This is a genomic window from Candidatus Chloroploca asiatica (assembly GCF_002532075.1).
Taxonomy (GTDB): domain Bacteria; phylum Chloroflexota; class Chloroflexia; order Chloroflexales; family Chloroflexaceae; genus Chloroploca; species Chloroploca asiatica.
In genome coordinates this window covers 64,794-87,877 of record NZ_LYXE01000200.1, presented here as the reverse complement: position 1 = coordinate 87,877, position 23,084 = coordinate 64,794, and the positions used below count along the sequence as shown (strand labels likewise).

At 60.1% G+C, this 23,084-nt stretch carries 17 protein-coding genes; all 17 read left to right on the top strand.

The features are described from left to right. Nucleotides 1–2 precede the first annotated feature (2 nt). The 17 genes from A9Q02_RS23365 (at nt 3) to A9Q02_RS23285 (ending at nt 23,076) form a co-directional block, all read left to right on the top strand. Entirely contained in the window at nt 3–1,457 is a 1,455-nt protein-coding gene (locus tag A9Q02_RS23365) for an O-antigen ligase family protein (protein WP_097655488.1), read from the top strand. Further along, nucleotides 1,454–3,121, top strand: coding sequence for a sialidase family protein (locus A9Q02_RS23360; RefSeq protein ID WP_097655487.1), 1,668 nt, complete (start codon nt 1,454–1,456; stop codon nt 3,119–3,121). Before A9Q02_RS23365 ends, A9Q02_RS23360 begins: the two co-directional genes overlap by 4 nt. An 11-nt stretch (nt 3,122–3,132) precedes the next feature. After that, nucleotides 3,133–4,806: a hypothetical protein gene (locus A9Q02_RS23355; RefSeq protein WP_097655486.1), complete on the top strand. Its 1,674-nt coding sequence runs from the start codon at nt 3,133–3,135 to the stop codon at nt 4,804–4,806. After that, the gene (locus A9Q02_RS23350) at nt 4,803–5,639 is read left to right on the top strand and encodes an alpha/beta hydrolase family protein (protein ID WP_097655485.1); all 837 of its coding nucleotides are present in this window, start codon (nt 4,803–4,805) and stop codon (nt 5,637–5,639) included. The genes A9Q02_RS23355 and A9Q02_RS23350 overlap by 4 nt, the downstream gene beginning before the upstream one ends. Nucleotides 5,640–5,672: 33 nt before the next feature. Next, entirely contained in the window at nt 5,673–7,817 is a 2,145-nt protein-coding gene (locus A9Q02_RS23345) for an outer membrane protein assembly factor BamB family protein (protein ID WP_172451308.1), read from the top strand. Between the two features lie 211 nt (nt 7,818–8,028). Then, on the top strand, nt 8,029–10,404 hold the full coding sequence (locus A9Q02_RS25110) for a LamG-like jellyroll fold domain-containing protein (protein WP_281256954.1): 2,376 nt from the start codon (nt 8,029–8,031) through the stop codon (nt 10,402–10,404). A gap of 380 nt (nt 10,405–10,784) precedes the next feature. Beyond that, a complete protein-coding gene (locus tag A9Q02_RS23335) occupies nt 10,785–11,105 on the top strand; it encodes a hypothetical protein (protein ID WP_097655483.1) in 321 nt (106 codons plus the stop codon). Then, nucleotides 11,098–11,802: an SDR family NAD(P)-dependent oxidoreductase gene (locus A9Q02_RS23330; RefSeq protein WP_172451307.1), complete on the top strand. Its 705-nt coding sequence runs from the start codon at nt 11,098–11,100 to the stop codon at nt 11,800–11,802. Before A9Q02_RS23335 ends, A9Q02_RS23330 begins: the two co-directional genes overlap by 8 nt. Continuing rightward, nucleotides 11,802–13,145: a long-chain fatty acid--CoA ligase gene (locus tag A9Q02_RS23325; protein ID WP_097655481.1), complete on the top strand. Its 1,344-nt coding sequence runs from the start codon at nt 11,802–11,804 to the stop codon at nt 13,143–13,145. The genes A9Q02_RS23330 and A9Q02_RS23325 overlap by 1 nt, the downstream gene beginning before the upstream one ends. 2 nt (nt 13,146–13,147) lie before the next feature. Next, the gene (locus tag A9Q02_RS23320; protein WP_097655480.1) at nt 13,148–14,629 is read left to right on the top strand and encodes a polysaccharide deacetylase family protein; all 1,482 of its coding nucleotides are present in this window, start codon (nt 13,148–13,150) and stop codon (nt 14,627–14,629) included. Between the two features lie 12 nt (nt 14,630–14,641). Then, a complete protein-coding gene (locus A9Q02_RS23315; protein ID WP_097655479.1) occupies nt 14,642–15,613 on the top strand; it encodes an acyltransferase in 972 nt (323 codons plus the stop codon). 2 nt (nt 15,614–15,615) lie between these two features. Then, nucleotides 15,616–16,701, top strand: coding sequence for a non-hydrolyzing UDP-N-acetylglucosamine 2-epimerase (gene wecB / locus A9Q02_RS23310; RefSeq protein WP_097655478.1), 1,086 nt, complete (start codon nt 15,616–15,618; stop codon nt 16,699–16,701). Nucleotides 16,702–17,147: 446 nt separating this feature from the next. Then, nucleotides 17,148–17,879, top strand: a complete 732-nt coding sequence (locus tag A9Q02_RS23305) for an acyltransferase (RefSeq protein ID WP_097655477.1) — start codon at nt 17,148–17,150, stop codon at nt 17,877–17,879. Between the two features lie 58 nt (nt 17,880–17,937). Continuing rightward, nucleotides 17,938–19,179, top strand: coding sequence for a glycosyltransferase family 2 protein (locus tag A9Q02_RS23300; protein ID WP_097655476.1), 1,242 nt, complete (start codon nt 17,938–17,940; stop codon nt 19,177–19,179). Nucleotides 19,180–19,208: 29 nt separating this feature from the next. Then, nucleotides 19,209–19,661 (top strand): hypothetical protein, encoded by a 453-nt coding sequence (locus A9Q02_RS23295; RefSeq protein ID WP_097655475.1) that lies wholly within the window; start codon nt 19,209–19,211, stop codon nt 19,659–19,661. 64 nt (nt 19,662–19,725) lie between these two features. After that, nucleotides 19,726–21,474, top strand: coding sequence for a B12-binding domain-containing radical SAM protein (locus A9Q02_RS23290; protein WP_097655474.1), 1,749 nt, complete (start codon nt 19,726–19,728; stop codon nt 21,472–21,474). Between the two features lie 72 nt (nt 21,475–21,546). Continuing rightward, a complete protein-coding gene (locus A9Q02_RS23285) occupies nt 21,547–23,076 on the top strand; it encodes an ArnT family glycosyltransferase (protein ID WP_097655473.1) in 1,530 nt (509 codons plus the stop codon). The last annotated feature ends 8 nt before the right edge of the window (nt 23,077–23,084 follow it).

Genomic DNA, 23,084 nt, shown 5'->3' with positions numbered 1-23,084 from the left:
CCATGCAATTTGTACGTGGCGACACCCTTGGCTATTTGAGTTACCGGCTACATCAGCTACCGCGCGTCCTCAAGATCGGGGGCGTGCTGCTCGGGTTGCTCGGCCTCACGCTGCTGATCGGCTTGCTTGGCGGCTCGGGGCGTATCATCCCGATGCTGGCGCTGGTGGTTCTGCCGTTCATGGCCGTAAGCTTTGGTGCCTCGGTGCGCTACTTTGATACCCTGGTCTTGATCCTGCCCCTGACCGCGCTTGTGCTTCGTTTCATTGAATTACCAACAGGAACCCAGAGTACGCTGCCCGCGAGCCTTGTCCTTACCCTTGGCATGGTCGCCATCTGGGTGCTGACGATGATTGTCCGGCGTGAATGGCAAGTGCCAGCGTCGCCCTTTACCTGGCCGTTGCTGATCTTTATGCTGATCTGCATCATCTCGTTGCCCTGGGGCATCCTCTGGCGCGATCCGATCCTCAATATGCGCGTGATGGGGGGGAACTTCCTCGTGACCCAGGTCGGGTCACTCATGACAATGATCAGCCTGATGTGCGTGCCCTTTCTGGTAGGACATTTTGTCGATCAGGAGTGGAAGATCAAGTTCTATGTGGGCTGTTTCATTGTCGTTGGCGTGCTGATGACAGCGACCCAGTTCTTGAATATCCGTCAAAATATCCTCAATGACCGCGGGAGCTGGGGGCTCTGGTTGACGGTACCCCTCTTTACCATGCTGCTTTTTACGCCAAGCTTGCGCTGGCGCTGGCGTGCGTTGCTCATCGGCCTGATCGGGTGGCATCTCTATCTGGTGGTTGGGCTGAATACCAGTTGGCTTTCGGGCTGGCTGCCGACCGTTGTTGCCATGCTGCTGGTTCTCTTTGTGCGTTCACGGCTCGTCTTTACGATTCTGCTGGCGTTTGCGCTTGCGTTCACCATCCTGGGGCCTGCACGTGAGCATATCGAGCAGGTTGTTGCGGAAGAGATTGATGAAGGCGGAATGGAACGCCTCGACATCTGGGGGCGCAACTTTGGGGTGATCATGGATCACTGGTTTCTCGGCACCGGGCCGGCCGGCTATGCCCCCTACAATATGACCTACTTTCCGTGGGACGCTCGCTCAACCCACAATAATCATATGGATATCCTGGCGCAGTTTGGTTTTGTCGGGATGGCTGTCTGGATCTGGTTTACCGTGGCAAGTGTGCGCTACGGGTGGCGTGTGTTTAGACAGGCTCCCGAAGGCTTCTTGCGCATCGTGGCCCTTACGGCGGTGACGGGGTGGATCGGGGCGCAAGTCTCGATGATATTTGGTGATTGGATGTTGCCGTTTGCTTATAACCAGAGCATCGCCGGTTTTAGTTATATCGTCTATAACTGGATCTTCCTTGGTTTGATGATCAGCATTGATCACGTGAGTCAAGCAGCCGAGCCGATCGCGGCACCACAGTATGAAGCGCTCGCACGACGATGAAAGCACTTTTTTCTACTCTTTATGTCCTTATCCTGCTTGCGGTGATGGTGAGTCCGGTCGCGGCCCAGCGCAGTGCCTGGTCAACGCCGTTCGAGCTTTCGCCGCCACGTCCAGCCGAGGATGATCTGAATGCACGCCGCTATGGCTCGTCGTGGTTCCCTGATATCGCGGTGAGCCCACCAGGAACCGTGCATGTCTCCTGGTACAGCGGCATTGGCTTGAGTGAGCGCGACGGCGGCAGCCTCGATCTGCTGATGTACCGCGAACGCCGCGATGGTGTCTGGTCGGGGATCAGCGAGATCCTCGCCCCGGCGACTGGCGGCCTGACGGTACGTAACCGGCTGACGGTGGCCCGTGATGGGCGTCTGCACGCGATCTATCGGAGCAATACGAATATTATGCACGCCAGCGCCCCGCTCGCCGAGACACGCAATGCCGCAGCCTGGAGCGAGCCAGTGCGCATCAGTGGTTTTGGCGCAGCCTATTATGTCGAAATAGCCAGCGATAGCCGCGGGGTCTTGCACGCCTTCTGGTCAGAAGCGATCAGCGACGAACCAGGTCAACCGCCCAATCTGGTCTGTCCTAATTGTGCCGACCTCTTCTATCGCAATTCGCACGATGGCGGGGTCACCTGGAGCAGTCCGATGAATTTGTCGGACACCCTCAACGACGGCGAAAATCGGCCGCATGTTCAGATTGACCGTTTTGATCGCATTCATGTCGTCTGGGATGAAGGTATTGACTGGTACGCGGGTGCAGGCCAGCCACGCGCAGGGGTCTATCGACGGTCGGATGATGGAGGACAAAACTGGACCACGCCAACCTATTTCCGCTTGCCGGCCAGTGGTGTCGCCCTGGCCGCGTATGAGCAGGCCGCCCGCCAACCAGCCGAGCGTTCGCTCACGCCGGAACCGGCCACAGCGCCAGCGGCCCCGCTTGATGCTGTACAACAGACTACGCTCGGGCTCGATGGCAATGGCAATCCGGTGATCGTCTTTCGTGGCGTCGCCGTTAACCGCATCTATACCCAATCCTCGCCTGATGGCGGCAAGACGTGGACGCAGGCGGTCGAATTGCCCAACCTGCGTGCGCGGCCTTCCGATCTTGATATTTACCATATGGCAACCGACGGGGCGGGCAATGTCCATCTGCTGCTCGTCGCCTTTCGCCCCTTTGATGATCTCACGGATGTCTTTACCCCACCCGGGCTGTGGCATTTGACCTATAGCAACGGGCGCTGGGGGCAACCAACCGAAATCGTGCGCAACAACCTCTATCCCGAATATCCAAAACTGGCCGTGCTCAATGGCAACGAATTGCACGCGGTCTGGTTTACACGCAATCGGGACGATCTGTTTGATAGCGAACGGGCTCGCTATCGGGTCTGGCATAGTAGTCGGCCCCTTGGTGCACCGGCAACGACGCCTTTGCCCTTCTTTACACCGGTGCCAACGGCGACACCCGTCGTTGAGGCAGCCGTGATCGAGACAACCCCAACCCCAACGCCATTGCCAGCAGGCATCCAGCAAACGCCCCCCCTGGGTGAACGTCCACGTTGGGAGACCACAGGCTACGAGGCGATTGGGTTGGCGCTGCTACCAGTCGTGCTGATCTTTGGCTCGGTGATTGGGCTACGGGTGTGGATGCTACGGCGCAGAAGATAACGGAGGCATAGATGGCAGTCAATGAGCGCCCTTTGACGATCGCGAGCACCAACCCGGCAAAGGTGCAAGCCCGTCGCTATGGCGGGGAATGGCAACTGGTGGCGCTGATCACCCTCTTGATGGTGGTGCTCAGCCTGATTCCGACAATCTATGCGAATGTGACGGCACCAGACGATCGCTTTTTCACCGGGGTTATCTTCAATATTCCCGATCATAATCAGTACTTCGCCTGGATGCGCGATCTACGTCACGAGCACCTGGCCCCAAATCGGTTGACTGCCGAGCCAAATGATCCGGCGTTGTTTCACCTGCTCTGGTGGAGCGCGGGGCGGATCGGGGATTTTTTTGGGGTTGAATATTATGTCATCTTCACGCTCTTTCGCGTCGTTGCAACGGTCTTGCTGGTGAGCGTCGCGTATGCCTTTTTACGCATTGCCGTACCCGACGTGAAACAACGCTGGCTCGCGTTCCTCTTTTTCTGCTTTTCCGGTGGCGTCGGGTTTGTCTGGATCATCGTCAAGTATGCCCAGGATCTCCCCGATGCGCCTTTTCCGTTTGATATTTATACGTCAGAGGCGAATAGCTTCTTTCAGATTATGGCCTTTCCCCACTTTGCGATTGCGCTTGCCCTACTCATCGGCATGATCGGGTTGACGCTCTATGCGCAGCAGCGGCAACAGTTGCGCTATGCCGTAGCTGCCGGGTTGGTTGGTACGCTGATCGGGCTGCAACATGCCTATGATCTGCTGACCATCTACAGTGTGCTGGGGCTCTGGGGGATCTTGATCTGGTGGCGCGATCGTCGTTTTCCCGTCTTTCTCGGCAAGAGTGCCGCGATCATTGCGGTCTGTACGATTCCGCCGGCAGGCTACCTGGCGTACCTCGTGCTCAATGATGCGACCTGGGGCGGCAAACTTGCCCAGTTTGATAATGCCGGTGCCTGGACGCCGAATCTGTTGCATCTGCCGATTCTGATGGGCGTGCCGCTGCTGCTCGCGCTGATCGCCTTTCGCCCACGGATGCTGCAGAGCCGCAACGATACCGAGCTTCTCGTCGCGATCTGGTTCCTGGTGCATTTTGTTTTGATCTATTTGCCACTCAAATTTCAGATCCATCTGTTGCTTGGCTGGCAGATGCCGATCGCGATTCTGGCGGCTACGGCGATCTATACGCATGTCTGGCCCTGGTTACAGCAGCGCACCCCGCAGATGGCCCCCTTCTTGCTTGCGCTCATCCTGGGGTTGAGTGTGGCGACCAATGTCTATATCTGGACCTGGCGGCTCTATGATCTGACGCGCTACAGCGAACCATACTATCTCGCGCAGAGCGAAGTCGCAGCTTTGCGCTGGCTCGAAGCCGCCACTACGCGTGATGATGTCGTGCTGGGCACGTTGATGATCAACCAGCACGTACCCGTCTGGACTGATGCACGGGCGTTTCTGGCGCATTGGGCCGGCACCCTCGACTACTTTGAAAAAGTGCGCATGGCCGAGGTGGTGCTCGATCCGACGGCGCAACCTGCCGAGCGCGAGGCGATCCTGAACCAGTTTGCGGTAAGCTATGTCATTGCGCGTGAGCAGGATGTGCCCCGCGAGGCCTTGCTTGACGCCGCCCCCGAGCTCGAACTGGTCTTTGCCGAAAACGAGGTGAGCGTCTACCGTGTGGTGCTGGAACGGCAACCATGAGGAGATGGCTCGGCCTGCTTCTTCTGATCGTGCTGGTCGGCTGCACAGCACCAGCACAACAGAGCGAGCAGGCCCCTGCACCAACGCTTCTGCCCACCCCCCTGCCGACCGCCAGCGCCCAGGCACGGCGCGAGATCAGCTTTCCGGCGGCCGACGGCACCCTGCTAGCGGGCGAACTCGCGCTGCCGACAGGATCGCCGCCGTATCCACTGGTCGTGATCATTCACCACTCAGGGCCAGTAGACCGTACAGCCTATGCCTATATGGAACCCCTCTTGCTTGCCAGGGGCTATGCCGTCTTCCGCTTTGACAAACGCGGCACTGGCGCAAGTGAGGGAAGCTATGGCTGCTGCGAGAGCGACGATGCCCTGGCGGCGTATCAAGCGGCTACCAGCGCACCCGAAATAAACCAGGACTATATATTCATTGCCGCGCAGAGCATTGGCACGTACAATGTAGCAGAGCAATTCGCCGCGTACCGTACTATCGCCCCCCCGCATGGCGTTGCTCTGCTCTCCAATCTCCTTGATCAAGCCATGATCGTTGCCATCGAGGCTCCGATCCATGTTATTGTTGCCGATAGCGAACCCGAATTGAACCTGATCGGCCCCGAAGCCGTGGCCGCCCACCAGGCAGCCTTGCCCTATGGTGCCAGCCTCTATGTTGCCAAAGGTGCTGAACACACGCTGTTCGACATCACAACTGGTCCAATTGACTGGGAAGATCCGGGATGGGCCGAGCGGTACCATCGTGGTGCCATGGCGAGCCTGCTCGATTGGCTTGATCACCAACGCATCCCCCTCCGAGCACAGTCTGCAACCGATCATCCATAGCATGCCAACATGGCATGGGAAGGAGCAGAACCGATGATTCGTAAGGGACATCTGAACTCATGGCCTTTTATTCTTCTGACTGTGATCCTACTGGCGTTCATCCTCGCCGGTCTCTTCCGCAGCACCACCGAAGCCAATCACACGAACGATCAAGCGCCGGTGCCTGCCCAGGCCCGCCCTGCTGAGAGCGATGAACAAGCGGCAACGCTCCCTGAGGCATCGCTCGCCAACAGCCCCGGGTGGCATCAACTCGGCGGTAATGCGCAACGCACCCACTATGTTGACGCAACGCTGCCCACCAATACCAGCGGCAACCAACTCAACACCACCTGGCGCGTGCTCTGGGTCTGGAACGGCGCAAATGGCGATAGTGGCCCGGCGGCAGGGCACCTGCATCTGCCTGATAGCGCCGCGCCCATCCTCGGTGACGGACGGCTCTATATTGGGCACAACGACGGGGCCGTGCGGGCGATCAATACGGCCAATGGCAGCGTCGCGTGGACACGCAACCTGGGGGGCAGCATCTTCAACACGGGCGCGTATGACGCGCTGACCGGGGCGGTCTTCTTTGGCTCAACCAACGGCAACCTCTACAAACTGCGCGCCTCTGATGGCGCGATCCTCGACAATTTTAACGCCGGGGCCGCGATCGAAGGGGCCGTCTTGCTCGTCAACGACAGCGTCTATGTCGGCACGATGGGCGGCAACCTGTACCGGATCAATACCACAACGATGCAACAGACGTGGGTCTACAACGCGGGGGCCGGCATTGCCGCCTCGCCAGCCTACAGTGCCAGCAATAATGGCCTGATCATTGTGCCTGCCGAAGACCAGGCCGTCCATGCCATCCGCGTCGCTACCGGGGCACGGGCGTGGCGCACACCCGTCACGGCCTTCTCCCGCCCACCGCGCAACCTGACTTCAAGTCATCCCCGGCCAGCACGCTACTTTCCCGACACCTACCCGGTCGTTGCCGAAGCAGCGAATGTGGTCATCATCCGCTCGTACTACAACTGGGATAACACCTGGGCCTTCAATGCAGGCGCACCAGTCAACCAAAACGAAACGCGCCAGTACCTTCAGAACAACCCGAGCCATCAATCATTGTTTGTCCTCAACCTGAGTGACGGCACCAATCGCTTTGATCTGCCGGCCCCAGTCTTTGGGGGCGCCATTGGCAACGGCAACTACTACTATTCATCGCCTCCACAGGCCGTCGTGAAACGCCTTGGTGACGGCACCGACGTTGCGTATCTGATCTGGCGCAACCGCAGCGCCTGTCGTGTTAGCTCATGTGATGGCCGCGAAGACAGCACGATTGGGGAGATGAACCTTGCGACTGGGGTCATACGCTTTGTGGATGACCACAAGAATCAGGGCACGATCAGGCTGCCCACCGATGAGCAGGGTACGCTATCAATGGTTGGTGACGTGCTTTTTCACTCGCACTGGATGTCGATGGGAGCAATTCGGATCACCAATCGCACCACTGGCGGCGGCAGTTTCAGCGATCCCATCCCGAGCGTCGAGTATCTCTCGGTGAGCAATACGATTGGAGCAGGGCAATGTGCCTCACGTGACTCGGCGCGGCGCTTTTGCCCCGAGGGGCACACCCCCGGTGGGGGCGAAGGGTATCAGCTTGATCGCGGCTTTTACCTCTACTACAGCAGCCAGAACGTCTACGACCAATATTGGACCCCCTCGGCACGAGGCCCCGCCTTTGACAACGGCGTACTCTATTGGAAGAGCGTCGACGGTGCCATTATCGCGCTGGCACCCGTAGGAACCGAGCCGGTGACACCCACCCCCACCGGCTCACCCATCCCCACCAACACCACCGCACCACCCACCCCCACCAACACCACCGCACCACCCACCCCCACTAACACCACCGCACCACCCGCCCCCACCAACACCACCGCACCGCCCACCAGCACCGGTACTGTCTCACCCACACCGACGGCCAGCAATACCAGCGTCCCACCGACAGCCACCAACACCAGCGTCCCACCCACACCGACAGCCACCAACACCAGCGCCCCCACCAGCACCGGCACGATCACGCCCACCAGCACCAGTTCACCAACGCCGACCGGAACCCGAACGGCACAACCCACGGTGACGCCAACCCCAACCAGCCAACGCAACATCGTATGGATCCCCTTCGCCGCACGGTAAGCATGTTTGGCGGCGCAACCTCCAGAAAACGCTGATGTGCGGCCAAACCAGGCGGACTGGATCCGCCTGGTTTGGCCGCACATCAGCTTGATCCTAAACGACATGACATCCAGACCGAGAGGGCATTTAGCCCAATGTTAAGCCAGTCTGCTAAGGTCAACCTACAACTATTCCTGCGCAAACCTGGTAGCGAGACTATGCAGGAGAGTACATGACAGCTCCGAGGTGGTGCGCAACCCGTCTGCACCGACTGATCGTGACTGGTGCCTTGCTCTTGATAGGCCTGACCATGACGAGCTATTGGCGACTCACTTCGGCGTCAACCTATGCACAAAGCAACTATGCGTTACGCCTCTACGGCAGCAGCACCAATGATCTTGATCGCGTCAAGATCCCCCTTGGTCTGCTCGACAACGAGGGACGGATAACGACGTCTTACCCGGTCAATATCGACAACGATTTCACGATTGAATTTTGGATCAAAGCAGCGGCGAACAATAACACCGCTGCAGACTGTACTGGTCAGGGCTGGTACTATGGCAACATCATCATTGACCGGGATGTTTTTGGTAATGATATAGCCGACTATGGTCTTGCGCTCTGTGCAGGGCGGCTTGTCTTTGGCGTGAATACAGGTAACAATGATCGCTTGCTGGTAGGCAACACCATTGTCACCAACAACGAGTGGCGGCACCTGGCCGTGACGCGCAACGCAGGCACCGGAAGCATGGCGATCTTTGTTGATGGGGAGCTTGATGCCACGATGGATGGACCAACTGGATCACTTGGCTACCCTCTGAACCGCTCAACAGACTGGCCCAACAGTGATCCCTACCTGGTCTTTGGGGCCGAAAAACACGACTACCCTGGGAGCCGTTACTACAACGGATTGCTTGACGATCTACGCATCTCGAACAGCGTGCGCTACACCGCAACTTTCATTCGTCCGGTTGAACCACACCCGGTCGATGCCCAGACTGTTGCCCTCTACCGTTTCAATGAAGGCGACGGCACGACGATCAACGATGCCGCGACAGGGAATGCCAGCCCTGGCGTCTTGCGCCCCCGCAGTGGGGGTGTAGCCCAGCACTGGTCAAGCGACACCCCTTTCGTGACGATACCGGAACCATCGCAAACACCGGTGCCCACAGCCACTGATACCGCCGTACCCACCAACACCAACACCGCCGCCCCAACCAACACCAACACCGCCCTGCCCACCAACACCAACACCGCCCTGCCCACCAACACCAACACCGCCCTGCCCACCAGCACGAGCACGGCTCTGCCCACCGGCACCAACACGGCCGTGCCAACCAATACCAGCACTGCTGCACCGACCAGCACGAACACCACCCTGCCCACCGCCACGAGCACCGCCCTGCCCACCAGTACTGGCACTGCTGCACCGACCAGCACGAGCACCGCCCTGCCCACTGCGACGAGCACCGCCGCCCCAACCAGCACTGGCACCACCGCCGCCCTGCCCACCGCCACGAGCAACGCCCTGCCCACCAGTACTGGCACTGCTGCACCGACCAGCACGAACACCGCCCTGCCCACTGCGACGAGCACCGCCGCCCCAACCAGCACCGGCACCACCGCCGCCCTGCCCACCGCCACGAGCAACGCCCTGCCCACCAGTACTGGCACTGCGGCACCGACCAGCACGAACACCGCCCTGCCCACTGCGACGAGCACCGCCGCCCCAACCAGCACTGGCACCACCACGGCCCTGCCCACCGCCGCCCTGCCCACCGCCACGAGCACCGCCGCCCCAACCAGCACTGGCACCACCGCCGCCCTGCCCACCGCCACGAGCACCGCCCTGCCCACTAGTACCGGCACTGCGGCACCGACCAGCACGAGCACCGCCCTACCCACTGCGACGAGCACCGCCGCCCCAACCAGCACTGGCACCACCACGGCCCTGCCCACCGCCACGAGCACCGCCCTGCCCACCAGTACTGGCACTGCGGCACCGACCAGCACGAGCACCGCCCTACCCACTGCGACGAGCACCGCCGCCCCAACCAGCACTGGCACCACCACGGCCCTGCCCACCGCCACGAGCACCGCCCTGCCCACCAGTACTGGCACTGCGGCACCGACCAGCACGAACACCGCCCTACCCACTGCGACGAGCACCGCCGCCCCAACCGATACAAGTACCGCCGTGCCAACCAACACTGGCACCACCACCGCCCAACCCACTGGCACGATCACGGCCCTGCCCACTGGCACCAACACTGCCGTGCCCACTACTACCGCCCTGCCCACTGGCAACCCTACCGCCGTGCCAACCGATACAAGTACCGCCGTGCCAACCAGCACTGGCACCACCACCGCCCAACCCACTGGCACGATCACGGCCCTGCCCACCACTACCAGCACTGGTGTACCGACGGCGATGAGCACCACCGCGCCTACCAGCCTCCCAACTGCTACCAGCACACCTGTACCCTGTCCAATACCGCAAGCGGTGGCTTCTTCTGATCCGTGTGTTACACTGACACCAACAGCACACCCAGATATAGCAAGGCCATATAAATTGTTTTTACCGGTGATCGTCTATGCTGCACCTTGAACAGGTTTCCCCCGACATCAAGCTGGGCTCGCTAGCGCGGGCCGCTGGCCCGCATGCGGGCCAGCGGCCCGCGCTCCCAGCCAGCGTAGGCATAAATCAGCAGTATCTTGCAGGTGGAGAGTTATTGCCAGATCGCGTCCTGATAACTTTTTTCCTCACCCCCCTGCCTCCCTCTCCCACCAGGGGCAAGGGGGATGTGACGAGTACATACCTGATTGTGCTGCACCAAAACTCCCCTCCCCCCTCGTGGGGGAGGGATTGGGGGTCGGGGGGTAGGGGCAACGTACCCGCCCGCGACAACGGTGCCGCGTCGGGAGGCAGCAGGGGCGGGTGCTTCGCCCCTGCGAGCGGTTCTTGTTTGAATTCATATGGAGCATCTTATGTCGTCCGTTCCTGATTTTGCTACGCTGCAAACCCTGGTGATCGCAACGCTCTTTGAGGTCGTAGAGCAGAGCAATAAGCCTGTGCCAGACGCGGTGGAGGGTTCGACCAGTCTCGTTGGTAAGCAGGCGGTGCTCGATTCGCTGGCCCTGGTGACGCTGATTGTTGAACTTGAACAACGTCTTGAGGAAGAGTATGACGTGATGCTGACCCTTGCCGATGATCGGGCAATGTCCCAAAAACATAGCCCCTTCCGTACCGTCGCAAGCCTCACGCACTATATCGCCGAGTTGATCAGTGAGGAGATGGGCCGTGACTGAGCGTCAGGTGGTGCTGATTACCGGGACACGCAAGGGCATCGGGCGAAGCCTCGCCGAGCATTTTGTGCGTCAGGGGATGCTGGTCGAAGGGTGCTCGCGTGAGGATCCCGATTGGCACCTCGAAAACTATACCCACCATCAGGTTGATGTGACTGATGAAACGCAGGTACGGGCGATGCTCTCGTCCATCCAGAAACGCCATCGGCGCCTCGATATTGCGATCAATAATGCGGGCATTGCGTCGATGAACCACGCACTGCTGGTGCCCAGCGCTACCCTGACCCGCGTCCTGGCAACCAATGTGGTCGGCAGTTTCCTCGTCTGCCGTGAGGCGGCCCGGTTGATGCAGCGGCGCAAGTATGGGCGGATCGTCAATTTCAGCACGATTGCCGTGCCGCTCCGACTCGAGGGCGAGGCGATCTATGCAGCCTCCAAGAGTGCCGTCGAGATGCTGACGCGCATTCTGGCGAAAGAACTTGGGTCGTTTGGCATTACCGTCAATGCGCTTGGCCCTACGCCCATCGAGACCGATCTGATCCGCGGGGTGTCCGCCGAAAAGATCCAGCAGATTGTTGATGATCTGGCGATCCGGCGCCTGGGAACGTTTGCCGATGTGACGAATGTGATCGATTTTTTTGTAAGCCCCGCAAGTGATTATATTACCGGCCAGGTCATCTACCTGGGAGGAGGTGGCTGATGAGCATTGCATGGCTCCTTGAGCGGATGCAGCAGTGGCCTGAACGCAACGCGATTGTCTGGCATGATCAGGCCTATACCTATGGCACGCTGGTTGAGCGTGTGCAAGCCTGGGCTGATGAGCTCGACCGCCACGATGTTGGCCCCGGTCTCGTGGTGACGCTCGAGGGCGATTATTCGCCGAATGCGGTGAGTCTGTTGCTGGCGTTGATTGCCCGCGATACGATTGTGGTGCCGCTGACTCGCTCGGTTGAGGCCCATCGTGATGAGTTCATCGCGATCGCTGAGGTCCAGGTGGTGATTAGTTTCGACGATGAGGATGGCTGGCACCTCGAGCGCCGTGCGCTTCAGGTCTCCAATCCGCTCACGCGCAACTTGATCGATAGCGGGCATCCCGGGCTTGTGCTCTTTTCGTCTGGTTCGACCGGCAAGAGCAAGGCCGCACTCCATAATTTTACGCCGCTGCTCGCGAAGTTCCAACTGCCCCGCCATAGCCGGACGACCCTGACTTTTCTGTTGCTCGACCATATCGGTGGCATCAATACGCTCTTTTATACGCTTGCGAATGGCGGTACCGTCGTCGCTGTGCCGTCACGCGATCCCGAGGTGGTCTGTCGCACGATTGCCGCTCATCGGGTTCAGACGCTGCCGACGTCGCCGACCTTTCTCAATCTGTTGCTCATCTCGGAAGCCTACGAGCGCCACGATCTCAGTTCGCTTGACTTGATTACCTATGGCACCGAGGTGATGCCGGCCAGTACCCTCGAACGCCTCCACGCGATCTTCCCCAAGGTGCAACTCCTGCAAACCTATGGCCTCTCGGAGCTTGGCATTTTGCGTTCGAAGTCCCGCGATTCAGGGTCGCTCTGGGTCAAGGTCGGGGGCGAAGGGTTCGAGACCAAAATCGTTGACCATGTGCTCTGGATCCGTGCGCAATCGGCGATGCTCGGCTATCTCAATGCGCCGAGTCCCTTTGACGCCGAGGGTTGGATGAATACGCAGGATGTCGTTGAGGTTGATGGCGACTATCTGCGCATTCTTGGGCGCCATACCGAGATTATTAATGTCGGTGGGCAAAAGGTCTATCCCGCCGAGGTCGAGAGCGTGCTCCTCCAGATGCCCAATGTCCGCGATGTGGCTGTGCTCGGCGAGGCCAATCCGATCACCGGCCAGATTGTCACGGCTCGCTTCAATCTTTTTGAACCCGAAGAACTCGGGGCATTCAAGCGGCGTGTCCGGGCTTTCTGCAAGGATCGCCTCGCCAGTTTCAAGGTGCCCGTCAAGATTACGCTCACCGAAGACGATCAACATAGCGCTCGTTTCAAGAAGATGCGCAAGGGGTAACTATGCCAACGCACGTGCGAATTGCCCTCGATCCTGCCCTCGCCCCCTGGCGCCCCGAGGTGACCTGGACCTGGCGGACGCTGCTTACCGGGATGGGCTACGCCTGGGTGGAAGAGCCCTGGGGGAGTAGTGATGTCGATCTGGCCTATGCGACCGATCCCGCGCAGGCACCCACAGCCCGCCTGGTGATCGTCGCCCGGCCTGAGCACTGGACAAACCCGGTGGCGCAACTGCTCGCCGGGATTGTCCGTTCGCCAACCTGGGAACACCTGCGTTTCCAAGGTGAATTAGCCGAGGCGCTTCAGGTGACGCGCCACCATGGCACCGCGCTGATCGAGCGCGATATTATCTTTGATGCCTTCTGGTTGCTCACCGGGCAAGAAGAACGCCAGCATCCGCGGGGCAAGCATGGCTATAGCGATCTCAGTGGGTCGCCCGGCGTTGAACAGGGTCTTTTACGTAAGGCGCTTGCGTCGGGCGTCGGGACGAGTCTCGAACGTGAGCTTGTGGCGTGTGGGCTGGCCCCAGGGATGCGCCGCTGGCCTGTGGGCAAAACAATGGCCGCAGCCTGCGGCCACGATGTTGATTACCCCGAGGTCGTGCGCTGGCTCGAGCCGCTCCGCATTCTGGCGCGCCAGGGCCGCCGCGGCCTGAAGCCTGCCCTCGACGTGGCCCTCGGACGACGCACCCACTGGCATTTTGCGTCGTGGATGGCGCTCGAACAACGCTTCCAGAGCCGCTCGGCTTTCTATTTTGTCGCCCGCCAGGGGTCGCTGTTCGAGTATGCCCGTGGCCTCCCTGACACCTTTTATGACGTGAATGCGCCGCGTTTCCGGCTGCTCTTGCGCGAACTCGCCGCCGAAGGATGGGAGATCGGACTACACGCGAGCTACCTTGCCTATACCAGTGCCGAGAAGTTTGGCGCGGAACGGGCCGCGCTTGCCGTCGCCAGCAATACGCCCGTCGTCGGCAATCGCCACCACTACTGGCATCTCGATCCCGCAGACCCCGAGGCAACCCTGCTGATGCACGAGCAGGTCGGCTTGACCTACGATGCCTCGCTCACCCACGACCGCTACCTTGGCTGGCGGCGCGGTACGACCTGGCCCTTCTATCCCTGGCATAGCGGGCTCCGTCGCCCCGTGCGGACACTCCAGGTGCCGACGGGATGGATGGACGATCATCTCTTTGGGCATCACGTCAATAATCCCGGTGGTCGCCAGGCGCTGCTCGGCGGGCTCGCTGACCGCGTGGCCGACCAGGAGGGCTGCTTGCTCGTTGATGTGCATGATTATGTCTACGACGACGCACTCTTTCCTGACTGGGCCGCCACCTATGCCAGACTCTGGGAAACCCTCTTTAGCCGTGGCGACGTCTGGTTTGCCACGCCCGCCGAACTGGCCGCCCACTGGGTGGCGCGGGCGAAAACACTTGAGCAGGCAAGCAGCGGCTTGAGTGCATCATGGCCTGTGATGACGATCTAAGAGGAAGCCGCTATGTCTTTCAAAACCCTCATCTTTGCCATCCTCTTCTTCTGCCCGCCGGTCGTCAAGCCGTGGCTCCTACGCGTCTTTTGCGGCGCTCAGCTTGGTCGGCATGTCAAGATCGGCTGGTTCGCCAGCGTGATGGGGCGCCATATCGCGCTGGGTGACTACAGCGAGGTACGGGCATTCACGCTGATCAAGTGTGACGGCGATCTTGTGCTTGGCCCGTATGCCATTGTGAGCAGTTTCAACCTTATCTATGGGGCTGCAGGCTTCTTTGTCGGTGAGCATAGCTATATCGGGCCACAATGTCTGATCAATACCGATGAAGATGTGCGGCTCGGACGCTGGAGCGCCCTCGGTGCCCGCTGTATGGTCTACACGCACGGCTCTTTTTTGCCCTATACCGAAGGCTACTGGGTGCGTTTTGGCGCGGTGACGCTCGGCGATTATGTCTGGTGCGCGGCGGGCGTCTTTCTCCAACCAGGCAGCGAGATCGGGAGCCACAGCTTTGTTAATTCGCGCTCGGTCGTGGGCGGTAGCCTGCCGCCCGGCACCATCGCCGAGGGCAACCCGGCCCGCCCCGTTGGCGAGATGGAGCGCATGCGCCGCACGATGAGTCCGCGACGCGTTGATGCCGCCGCTGCTCATATGCTGCGCCATTTTAGCGAACTGATGCTCACCGGGATCATGAGTTTGCCAGTAGAGACCGAACGCACTGGCGCCGTCCGCTTTCGCCACGGCAAAAAGATCTACCGCCTCGCCATCGCGACCAGCATTGGCCCCACTCCGACCATCACTGCTGATGGCAGCACGACCATCTGGCTCGTCACGCGCCCGCACTGGCGACCCGCTGACTCATCGCACTGGCTTGATCTTACCAACAATCGCATGACCAGTGACCGCGACCCGATCTACGTCGAACTGGCCCTCTTTCTCAAACGTTACTACGGCGTCCAACTGGCCTACGCCGAGGAGGAATAAGCATGCCCACGGTTCTGACTATCCTTGGAACGCGCCCGGAGATTATCAAACTGTCACCGCTCATTCCGCTGCTCGACGCGCACGTCAACCACATTCTTGTGCATTCGGGGCAGCACTACTCGTATGAAGTCGACACCATCTTTTTTGAAGAACTCGGCTTGCCAACCCCGGCCTATAGCCTGGGCGTCGGTTCAGCCAGTCATGGGGAGCAGACCGCCCGCATGCTCAGTCGCCTTGAGCCAATCCTCCTTGAGCGCAAGCCTGACCTAGTGCTGGTACAGGGCGACACGAATACCACCCTGGCCGGGGCCATCTGCGCGTCCAAGCAGGGCATCCCCGTCGCCCATCTTGAAGCAGGCGGGCGCTCGTTCAACCGGGCGATGCCCGAAGAACTAAACCGCATCATCGTTGATCACATCAGCGAACTCTTGCTCGCCGCCGACGACATCGCCGCAACCAACCTGCGCAACGAAGGTCTCCCTGAAGAGCGCATCAGCGTCATTGGCTCTACTGCAATTGACGCGGTGCTGCGCAATCGCAACCACGCCGAACACGCAAAGATCCTCGAACAGCTCGAACTCGAACCCTACAACTACCTGGCCCTCACCCTCCACCGCGCCGAAAACACCGAACCCGACGTGCTCCCGGGGATCGTACAGGCGCTCAACGAGCTTGCCGAAGCCTACACGATCGCGTTTCCCGTGCATCCCCGCACGATCGTCGCCCTGGAACGCCAGGGCCTGACCCTGTCACCCCGGATCCGCCAGAGCAAGCCACTCGGCTACCTCGACATGCTGCGCCTCGTCGGCTCGGCCAGCGCCGTCTTGACCGACTCGGGCGGGTTACAAGAAGAAGCCGGCGTGCTGGGAGCGCCCCTCCTCATTGTGCGCCAGGAGACCGAATGGCGCTATCTAGTCGACGCCGGGGCAGCCGTCTTGATCGGCAACACCTATCAGGCCATCATCGACGGAACCGCAACCTGGCTCAGTCCCCAGGGCCTTAGCCAACTCCGCCACTCACCGGCCCCCGTACGTGCCGGTGCCGCCGAGCAAGCGCTCGCGGTCATCACCAACTACCTGAAGCGCTGACACCCTACCCCCTGCCCCTACCGAACCGCGGGCCGGGCCCGGTGTACGGGCACCCCTTGCGGGTGCCCCCACAGGGCCCGGTGTACGGGCACCCCTAGCGGGTGCCCTGGTGGGCACCCGCTAGGGCACCCGCTAGGGGCGGGCACCCGCTAGGGGCGGGCACCCGCTAGGGGCGGGCACCCGCTAGGGGCGGGCACCCGCTAGGGGTGCCCCTACCGGGCCGGGGGCCGGGCCCGGTGTACGGGCACCCCTTGCGGGTGCCCTGGTGGGGTGCTCTGTCGGCGGGGCCATGCTGTGCTCAAAAAGCTGTGCAAGAGGTAAACACACTGTAAGACCTCGCTCAACGTCCTGTTAGGTAGAATTTAAGGCACTCCTGTACGATAGGGACAGTTCACCCGATCCAAGACCGTTCATCTGCGGCGGGCCAACCACCCGCACGTCAAGTTATGCGCCAACAACTGGGGCTCTACATCTCGCGTCAGGCGAGTTCATTACCGCAGTATGTCTTCGAGCAACTGGTTCAGGCGAGCCTGGGCTGGGTGCCGAGCATCGTCGGCGTCGGTCTACGCGCAGTCGCGTACAAGAGCATCCTTGACATGAAGGGCATGGCAGCGATTGAAGATGGCGTACGGATCAGGTTTGCCTCGCATGTTCGCCTCGGCAAAGGCGTCTATCTCGACCACGGCGTCTATTTGCACGCCTGCCCAGGTGGCATCACGCTCGGCGACGAGAGCCTGGTGATGAAGAACGCGATCCTGCACGTCTACAACTTCCGCGAACTTCCCCATAGTCATATCACCATTGGCGCACGTTCCCTCATCGGCGAGAGTTGCATTTTACGCGGACAGGGAGGCATTCAGATTGGCGACGATGTCTACCTTGGCACGTTGGTGCAAGTGCTCGCCGTCAATCATGTCATCAACGATACAACCCGACCAATCAGCCATCAGGGGATTACCGCCCAGGGGATCACGATTGAAACAGGTGCATGGATTGGCAGCGGTGCCATTTTGCTCGATGGTGTACGGATAGGACGCAACAGCGTGGTTGGTGCAGGTGCCGTCGTAACAAAGGACGTTCCCGACTACAGTGTAGCCGTGGGCAATCCAGCCCGTGTGGTACGGAATCTTCAAACTGATCCACTACCTCCGCGGCAACCTGAGCTACGTGTCTATTGATGAAAGCTTATCAGGCCCCGGCGGATCTGCCGGGCTATGCAGGACAGGAGCACACCCTATGACGACCCTCTCAGTGGTCATCCCGGCCTACAACGAAGAGGACGGCATCGAGGCAATTGTTGACCGTGTATTGGCGATCGAGCCCCAACTCGCCGAGGTTGGCGTCGCTGGCCTTGAGTGCATTGTGGTTGATGATGGTTCATCCGACCGCACTGCCGAGATTGTTGCAGGGTATGGAGAACGTGTCCGGCTGATCCGCCAGCAGAACCGTGGGTACGGCGGCGCCCTCAAGACGGGCTTTGGTGCCGCTACGGGCGAGTTGATCGGCTTCCTTGATGCCGATAGCACCTATCCACCCGAATACTTCCCCAAAATGTGTCAGGTTGCCATGGACGGGGCCGATATTGTCATCGGCAGCCGCATGGCAGGCGAGCACAGCGAGATGCCGCTTGTCCGACGGGTCGGCAATACCATCTTTGCCTCGCTCCTTTCGCTCGTCTCAGGCGTACGCATTAGCGATAGCGCCAGTGGGCAGCGCGTGCTCCGTCGTTCGGTGCTGCCGATGATCTATCCGTTGCCCAATACGCTCGATTTCACCCCAGCGATGAGCACCCGTGCGTTGCACGAGCATCTCAATATCGTTGAAGTGCCCATCCCGTACAAAGAGCGCTCGGGGCGCAGCAAGCTCAGTGTCGTCCGTGATGGCCTGCGTTTCTTCAAGTCGATTGTCTGGACCGCGCTCACCTACAATCCGGTGCGCATCTTCGGCGGCATCGGGCTGGTCATGCTGCTCATGGCCCTGATGATTGTTGGGGTGCAACTCTTTGGCAGCCTCGTTGTCGGCAGTCTCAGTTGGTCCTTCCCGCAACTCTTCGGTGCGCTCGTGCTCGCCGTCGCCGGGGTGACCGCCTATACGACCGGAACCACCTTTAGCTATGTGGTCGCCCTCTTCCATACGCGCCCGATCCGCCAGGGTCTCTTTGGCCCCTACGGCAACGGACGCAAGATCGAAAAGCATTACTGGTGGCTCGGGTTGCTTGCCATCCTTGGTGGTATCGGCGTCTATGTCGCATCTGTTGTCTTTGACCTGACCAATCCTGCCCTCGCCGCTTCATGGTTTGCCCCTGTCTTGAGTGCGTTGATGGTGCTCACCGGGGTGCAGTTGATGAGTGCGTGGAGTCTCGCCCGCGTGTTGGCCGAGTTGAGCCGCCGCGATGCCGAGATGGAGGCCGATCTGAACTGGACGTATGTTCCTGCCGCTCACCCGGTTCACACCGATGTCGTTGCCCAGCAGATCTAAATGAGCATCACGCGAGGGAAGAGTTCGTCATGGATCAAGGTTTTGAGCAGTGGAGTGCAGCAAATCTGGGCCAGTGGCACTATGTGCTCGGCTATCTGATTGTGCTAATCAGTCACAACTGGCCCATCATACTGGCCGTGCTGCTCTTTATCATCTTCGGGATACGCTTGTATGTTGAGCCGACCCGCGCACGCGTCGCATGGTTATTCACGGCCTTTCTCCTTGGTCTGGCCTATGAGTACGAAAAACATATCGCCGGAGAATTGCATCAAGCGATTGACTTTCTCTTTGGCCTGGAAATCAGTGGGTGGAACCGTCCCCTCCATCTGCTCGTCGGTCCAGGAATGAATACCGTGTTCCTGCTGGCTTTTTTCGCCATGCTTTTCCAGGCGGTGCGGCTCAGTTTCTTTTCACAAGAGCGTCAGCGCAAGACCGCACGTCCCCGTTCTTCCAACGAACATGTTCCCGCCGAAAGGCCATAAGGGCATACGTTGTCGTTATGTGATCAGCCGTACCGTCAGGTGCGATAAAAAGGAGTTTGAATTCATGAGTGAAGAGACGAAATCGCAATCTGGCGAAAAACGCATGGCTCCAGGAGACAAAGCAACGGGCATCAAACTGGTCGCCCCCGCCCGCGCCAATGAGCGTTCCGGCGAAATCCGGTTTGTCGAGATGGCCCGCGAGCGCAATCCGCGCCTTGATGTGCTGGTGCTCAATCCACCTTCACCCGATGGCGACCTCTTTCTGCGCGATATCGCGCGCGTTGGTCGTCGTACTCGTGATGGCATTATCTGGCCCCAGACCGCCCTCGCCCAGATCGGGGCCGTGGTGCAAGAGGCCGGCTATAGCGTTGATGTGATCGATGCGATCGGCCTCGGGATGACCTGGGAAGATTTCGAGCGCTATATGTGGAAGCATAAGCCCCGCTATATGATCATCCACGCGACCGCGCCGACCCTGACCAATGATATGCGGACAACCTTTGTCGGCAAGGCCGTCGGTACGATCTCGATGGCGATTGGCACCCACGTGACGCCAATGACCCGCGAGACCCTCGAAACCTATCCGACCCTCGATGTCGTGGTGCGCGGTGAACCCGAGATGACGATTGTTGATGTCATTCGCACCATTGATCGCCAGGTCGCCACCGAGCATGCCGATGAGACCGTACCCGTCGGCAATGCCGATCTGACCGCACCCTGGCGCAAGTTGCCCTTCCCTGATGCCTCGTACCTTACCACGCGAGGGCGCTTCCTCGGCGTCTATCCGCAGGTAATCGCCCGTGCCCTCCGTGAGACGCTTGGCATTGGCTTCCGCGATGAGCACGGCGAGATCAAGATCAATCCTGACCGCCCGTTTATCGAGAACCTCGATAGCCTGCCGTTGCCGCTTCACCACAAGCTGCCCTGGCAGAAGTATAAGGTGCCGATTGTCGGTGGTCCCTATACCTTTGTGCTCACCAGCCGTGGTTGCCCCGCCGGCTGCCGCTACTGCATCAAGCACGTCACCTACCAGTCGAGCGTCCGCCACCGCAGCCCCGAGCACGTGTTGCAAGAGATGGTTATGCTCAAAGAGATGGGCATGCACCATATTCACTTCGAGGCCGATCTCTTTACCGTCAAGAAGGAATTTGTCTACGATCTCTGCAATACCATCATCAAAGAAGGCCTCCAGTTGCGCTGGAGTTGCAATAGTCGCGTTGATTTTGTGGACGAAGAGCAGCTCAAGTTGATGCACCGCGCAGGCTGCTTCTTGATTGCCTGGGGGCTCGAAAGTGGCAGCGAGGCGGTGCTCAAGCGGGCACGCAAGGGCACAACCGTCAAGCGCATCCAGGAGTCGATTGCCGCCAGTCATCGCGCCGGCATCAAGAACTGGGGCTATTTCATCGTCGGCCTCCCCGGTGAGACGGTTGAGACAATCCAGCAGACGATCACGCTCTCCAAGCTGTTGCCGCTCGACATTGCCCTCTTCCATATCGCCACCCCCTATCCAGGGACGCCCTTCTACTACGAGGCGGTCGAGAATGGCTGGATTGATATGAACCGCTGGGAAGATTACGATATGTACTCCCACACGGTGCTCAACTATCCACACCTGAGCTCGCAGGATCTGGAATACTGGGCCAAGCGCGCCGCCCGCGAATGGTCGCTGCGCCCCGAGCCAATCAAGACGTTCCTCAAGGGTGCGGCCAACCCCGACACCCTCGGGCAACTCTGGACGATTGGCATCAACCACCTCAAGTGGATGAGCGGTGGCCTCGGCAATTCACGCCGCCTCTCTGGCTCGGGCGATTAAGCCTCCAGCACTAGTTTTGTTCGTTGCGTTTTGGGGGCTGGGCCCCCAAAACGCAACGAACAAAAGGATCATATGTCAAAGACACTCACTGCGCATGCGACAAGCTCGCCTCGGCTCAAGCTTCTCGTCCAACGCTGGGAGCAGATCGTCCTCGCGGCGCTCGTGATCCTGGTGCTGTTCCTGGCCTTCGTCAATCTGCCGTATGCCCCGCGGACCTGGTTCGATGAAGGATCACATCTGCATGTACCAAAAACCCTCGTTACCTATGGGGTCTATGCCGATATCAGCAGTGAGGGTTTTCGCTATTTTGGGCCGACGATCGGGGTCGGGCCAACGGTAATGTTGCCCGTGGCCTTCGCCTTTCAACTCGGCGGGGTTGGGTTGGTGCAGGCCCGTCTGGTGATCGTGCTCTATATGGCGATTGCCATGCTCGCCCTCTTTTTCCTGGCCCGCCGCCTCCACGGGATGCGCGTCGCCTTGCTGGCCCTGGTGCTGATCATCGCGTCACGCACGCTCCGCTTCGAGGGCATGGTTGAGTATGGTCGCCAGGTGCTTGGCGAGGTGCCAGGGGTTGCCTTTCTGAGCCTCGGTCTGCTGGCGTATGTCCAGGGTATTCTGCGCCCCGCCCACGCAACCCGCTATGCGCTGCTCGCAGGTGTCGCCTTCGGCTTGGCCCTTGTCACCAAGAATCAGTTTGTTCTGATTGTGCCTCCTACCCTCGCCCTGCTGGCCCTGCTCGATTGGCGCTATTTCCGGGTCGGCAATTGGTGGCTGCGCCTCGCGCCACCGGCGATGGCCGTGGCCGCGTTTGGGGCCTGGATGGTCATTATGCTCACCTTCTTTGGTCCCGATGGCTTTGCGGCCAATTATGCCAAGACCAGACAGGCCGCTGGCGGGGCGATCTTTGTTTTTGAGCTTGATGCCTCGCGCCGCGCTCTGGTCTACCTCATTCAGGTCTATGGCGGGTTGCTCATTCCTGGCTTGCTCTATAGCCTCTGGCGCTGCCGTCAGCGCACCCCTCAGGCGCTCGCTGAACTCGCGCCGACGCTCATGGCCTGCCTCTGGATCGCCTGGTTTGTCGTCTCGCTCGGCTGGGCACGCTACGCCTTCCCCGCGGTCATCCTCGGCAGCCTCGCCGTCGCTCGCCTTGCTGTCGATATGCTCCAAATGCTCCACGCACGTAGGCTCACCTGGCCCACCCGCGCCGCTGCTGCCTACCTGGGGCTGATCATTCTGATCCCGCTGAGTCTGACGCTGCGTACGCTGCTCTCACCCGATGATAGCACCCATCGGATGGCCGCCTATCTCAACGCCAATGTTCCTCAGGATATTGTGATCGAAACCTGGGAACCTGAGATCGGTGTACTGAGCGATCACCTCTTCCATTATGTGCCCACTGAATTGCTTGACCCCGCAGTACGCCATGTCTGGAGCGGTGGCCCTCCGGTGGTCTACGATGGCCTTGATGCCCACCCACAGTATGTGCTCGCCGGGCCATTCAGTGCCTATACCCAGATCTATCCGTTAGAGATTCTTGAACGCGATTACACAGTGCGTTTTGTGGCCGAACCCTATGTCTTGCTCGAGCGTACGGTACCATAAGGAGTCGA

Excerpts from the sequence above, each read along its gene's own strand:
- A9Q02_RS23305 (WP_097655477.1), top strand. The coding sequence starts at position 17,148 with ATGCGCCAACAACTGGGGCTCTACATCTCGCGTCAGGCGAGTTCATTA.
- A9Q02_RS23300 (WP_097655476.1), top strand. The coding sequence starts at position 17,938 with ATGACGACCCTCTCAGTGGTCATCCCGGCCTACAACGAAGAGGACGGC.
- A9Q02_RS23285 (WP_097655473.1), top strand. The coding sequence starts at position 21,547 with ATGTCAAAGACACTCACTGCGCATGCGACAAGCTCGCCTCGGCTCAAG.
- A9Q02_RS23290 (WP_097655474.1), top strand. The coding sequence starts at position 19,726 with ATGAGTGAAGAGACGAAATCGCAATCTGGCGAAAAACGCATGGCTCCA.
- A9Q02_RS23360 (WP_097655487.1), top strand. The coding sequence starts at position 1,454 with ATGAAAGCACTTTTTTCTACTCTTTATGTCCTTATCCTGCTTGCGGTG.
- A9Q02_RS23320 (WP_097655480.1), top strand. The coding sequence starts at position 13,148 with ATGCCAACGCACGTGCGAATTGCCCTCGATCCTGCCCTCGCCCCCTGG.
- A9Q02_RS23345 (WP_172451308.1), top strand. The coding sequence starts at position 5,673 with ATGATTCGTAAGGGACATCTGAACTCATGGCCTTTTATTCTTCTGACT.
- A9Q02_RS23315 (WP_097655479.1), top strand. The coding sequence starts at position 14,642 with ATGTCTTTCAAAACCCTCATCTTTGCCATCCTCTTCTTCTGCCCGCCG.
- A9Q02_RS23365 (WP_097655488.1), top strand. The coding sequence starts at position 3 with ATGCAATTTGTACGTGGCGACACCCTTGGCTATTTGAGTTACCGGCTA.
- A9Q02_RS23295 (WP_097655475.1), top strand. The coding sequence starts at position 19,209 with ATGGATCAAGGTTTTGAGCAGTGGAGTGCAGCAAATCTGGGCCAGTGG.
- A9Q02_RS25110 (WP_281256954.1), top strand. The coding sequence starts at position 8,029 with ATGACAGCTCCGAGGTGGTGCGCAACCCGTCTGCACCGACTGATCGTG.
- wecB (WP_097655478.1), top strand. The coding sequence starts at position 15,616 with ATGCCCACGGTTCTGACTATCCTTGGAACGCGCCCGGAGATTATCAAA.
- A9Q02_RS23350 (WP_097655485.1), top strand. The coding sequence starts at position 4,803 with ATGAGGAGATGGCTCGGCCTGCTTCTTCTGATCGTGCTGGTCGGCTGC.
- A9Q02_RS23325 (WP_097655481.1), top strand. The coding sequence starts at position 11,802 with ATGAGCATTGCATGGCTCCTTGAGCGGATGCAGCAGTGGCCTGAACGC.
- A9Q02_RS23355 (WP_097655486.1), top strand. The coding sequence starts at position 3,133 with ATGGCAGTCAATGAGCGCCCTTTGACGATCGCGAGCACCAACCCGGCA.
- A9Q02_RS23335 (WP_097655483.1), top strand. The coding sequence starts at position 10,785 with ATGTCGTCCGTTCCTGATTTTGCTACGCTGCAAACCCTGGTGATCGCA.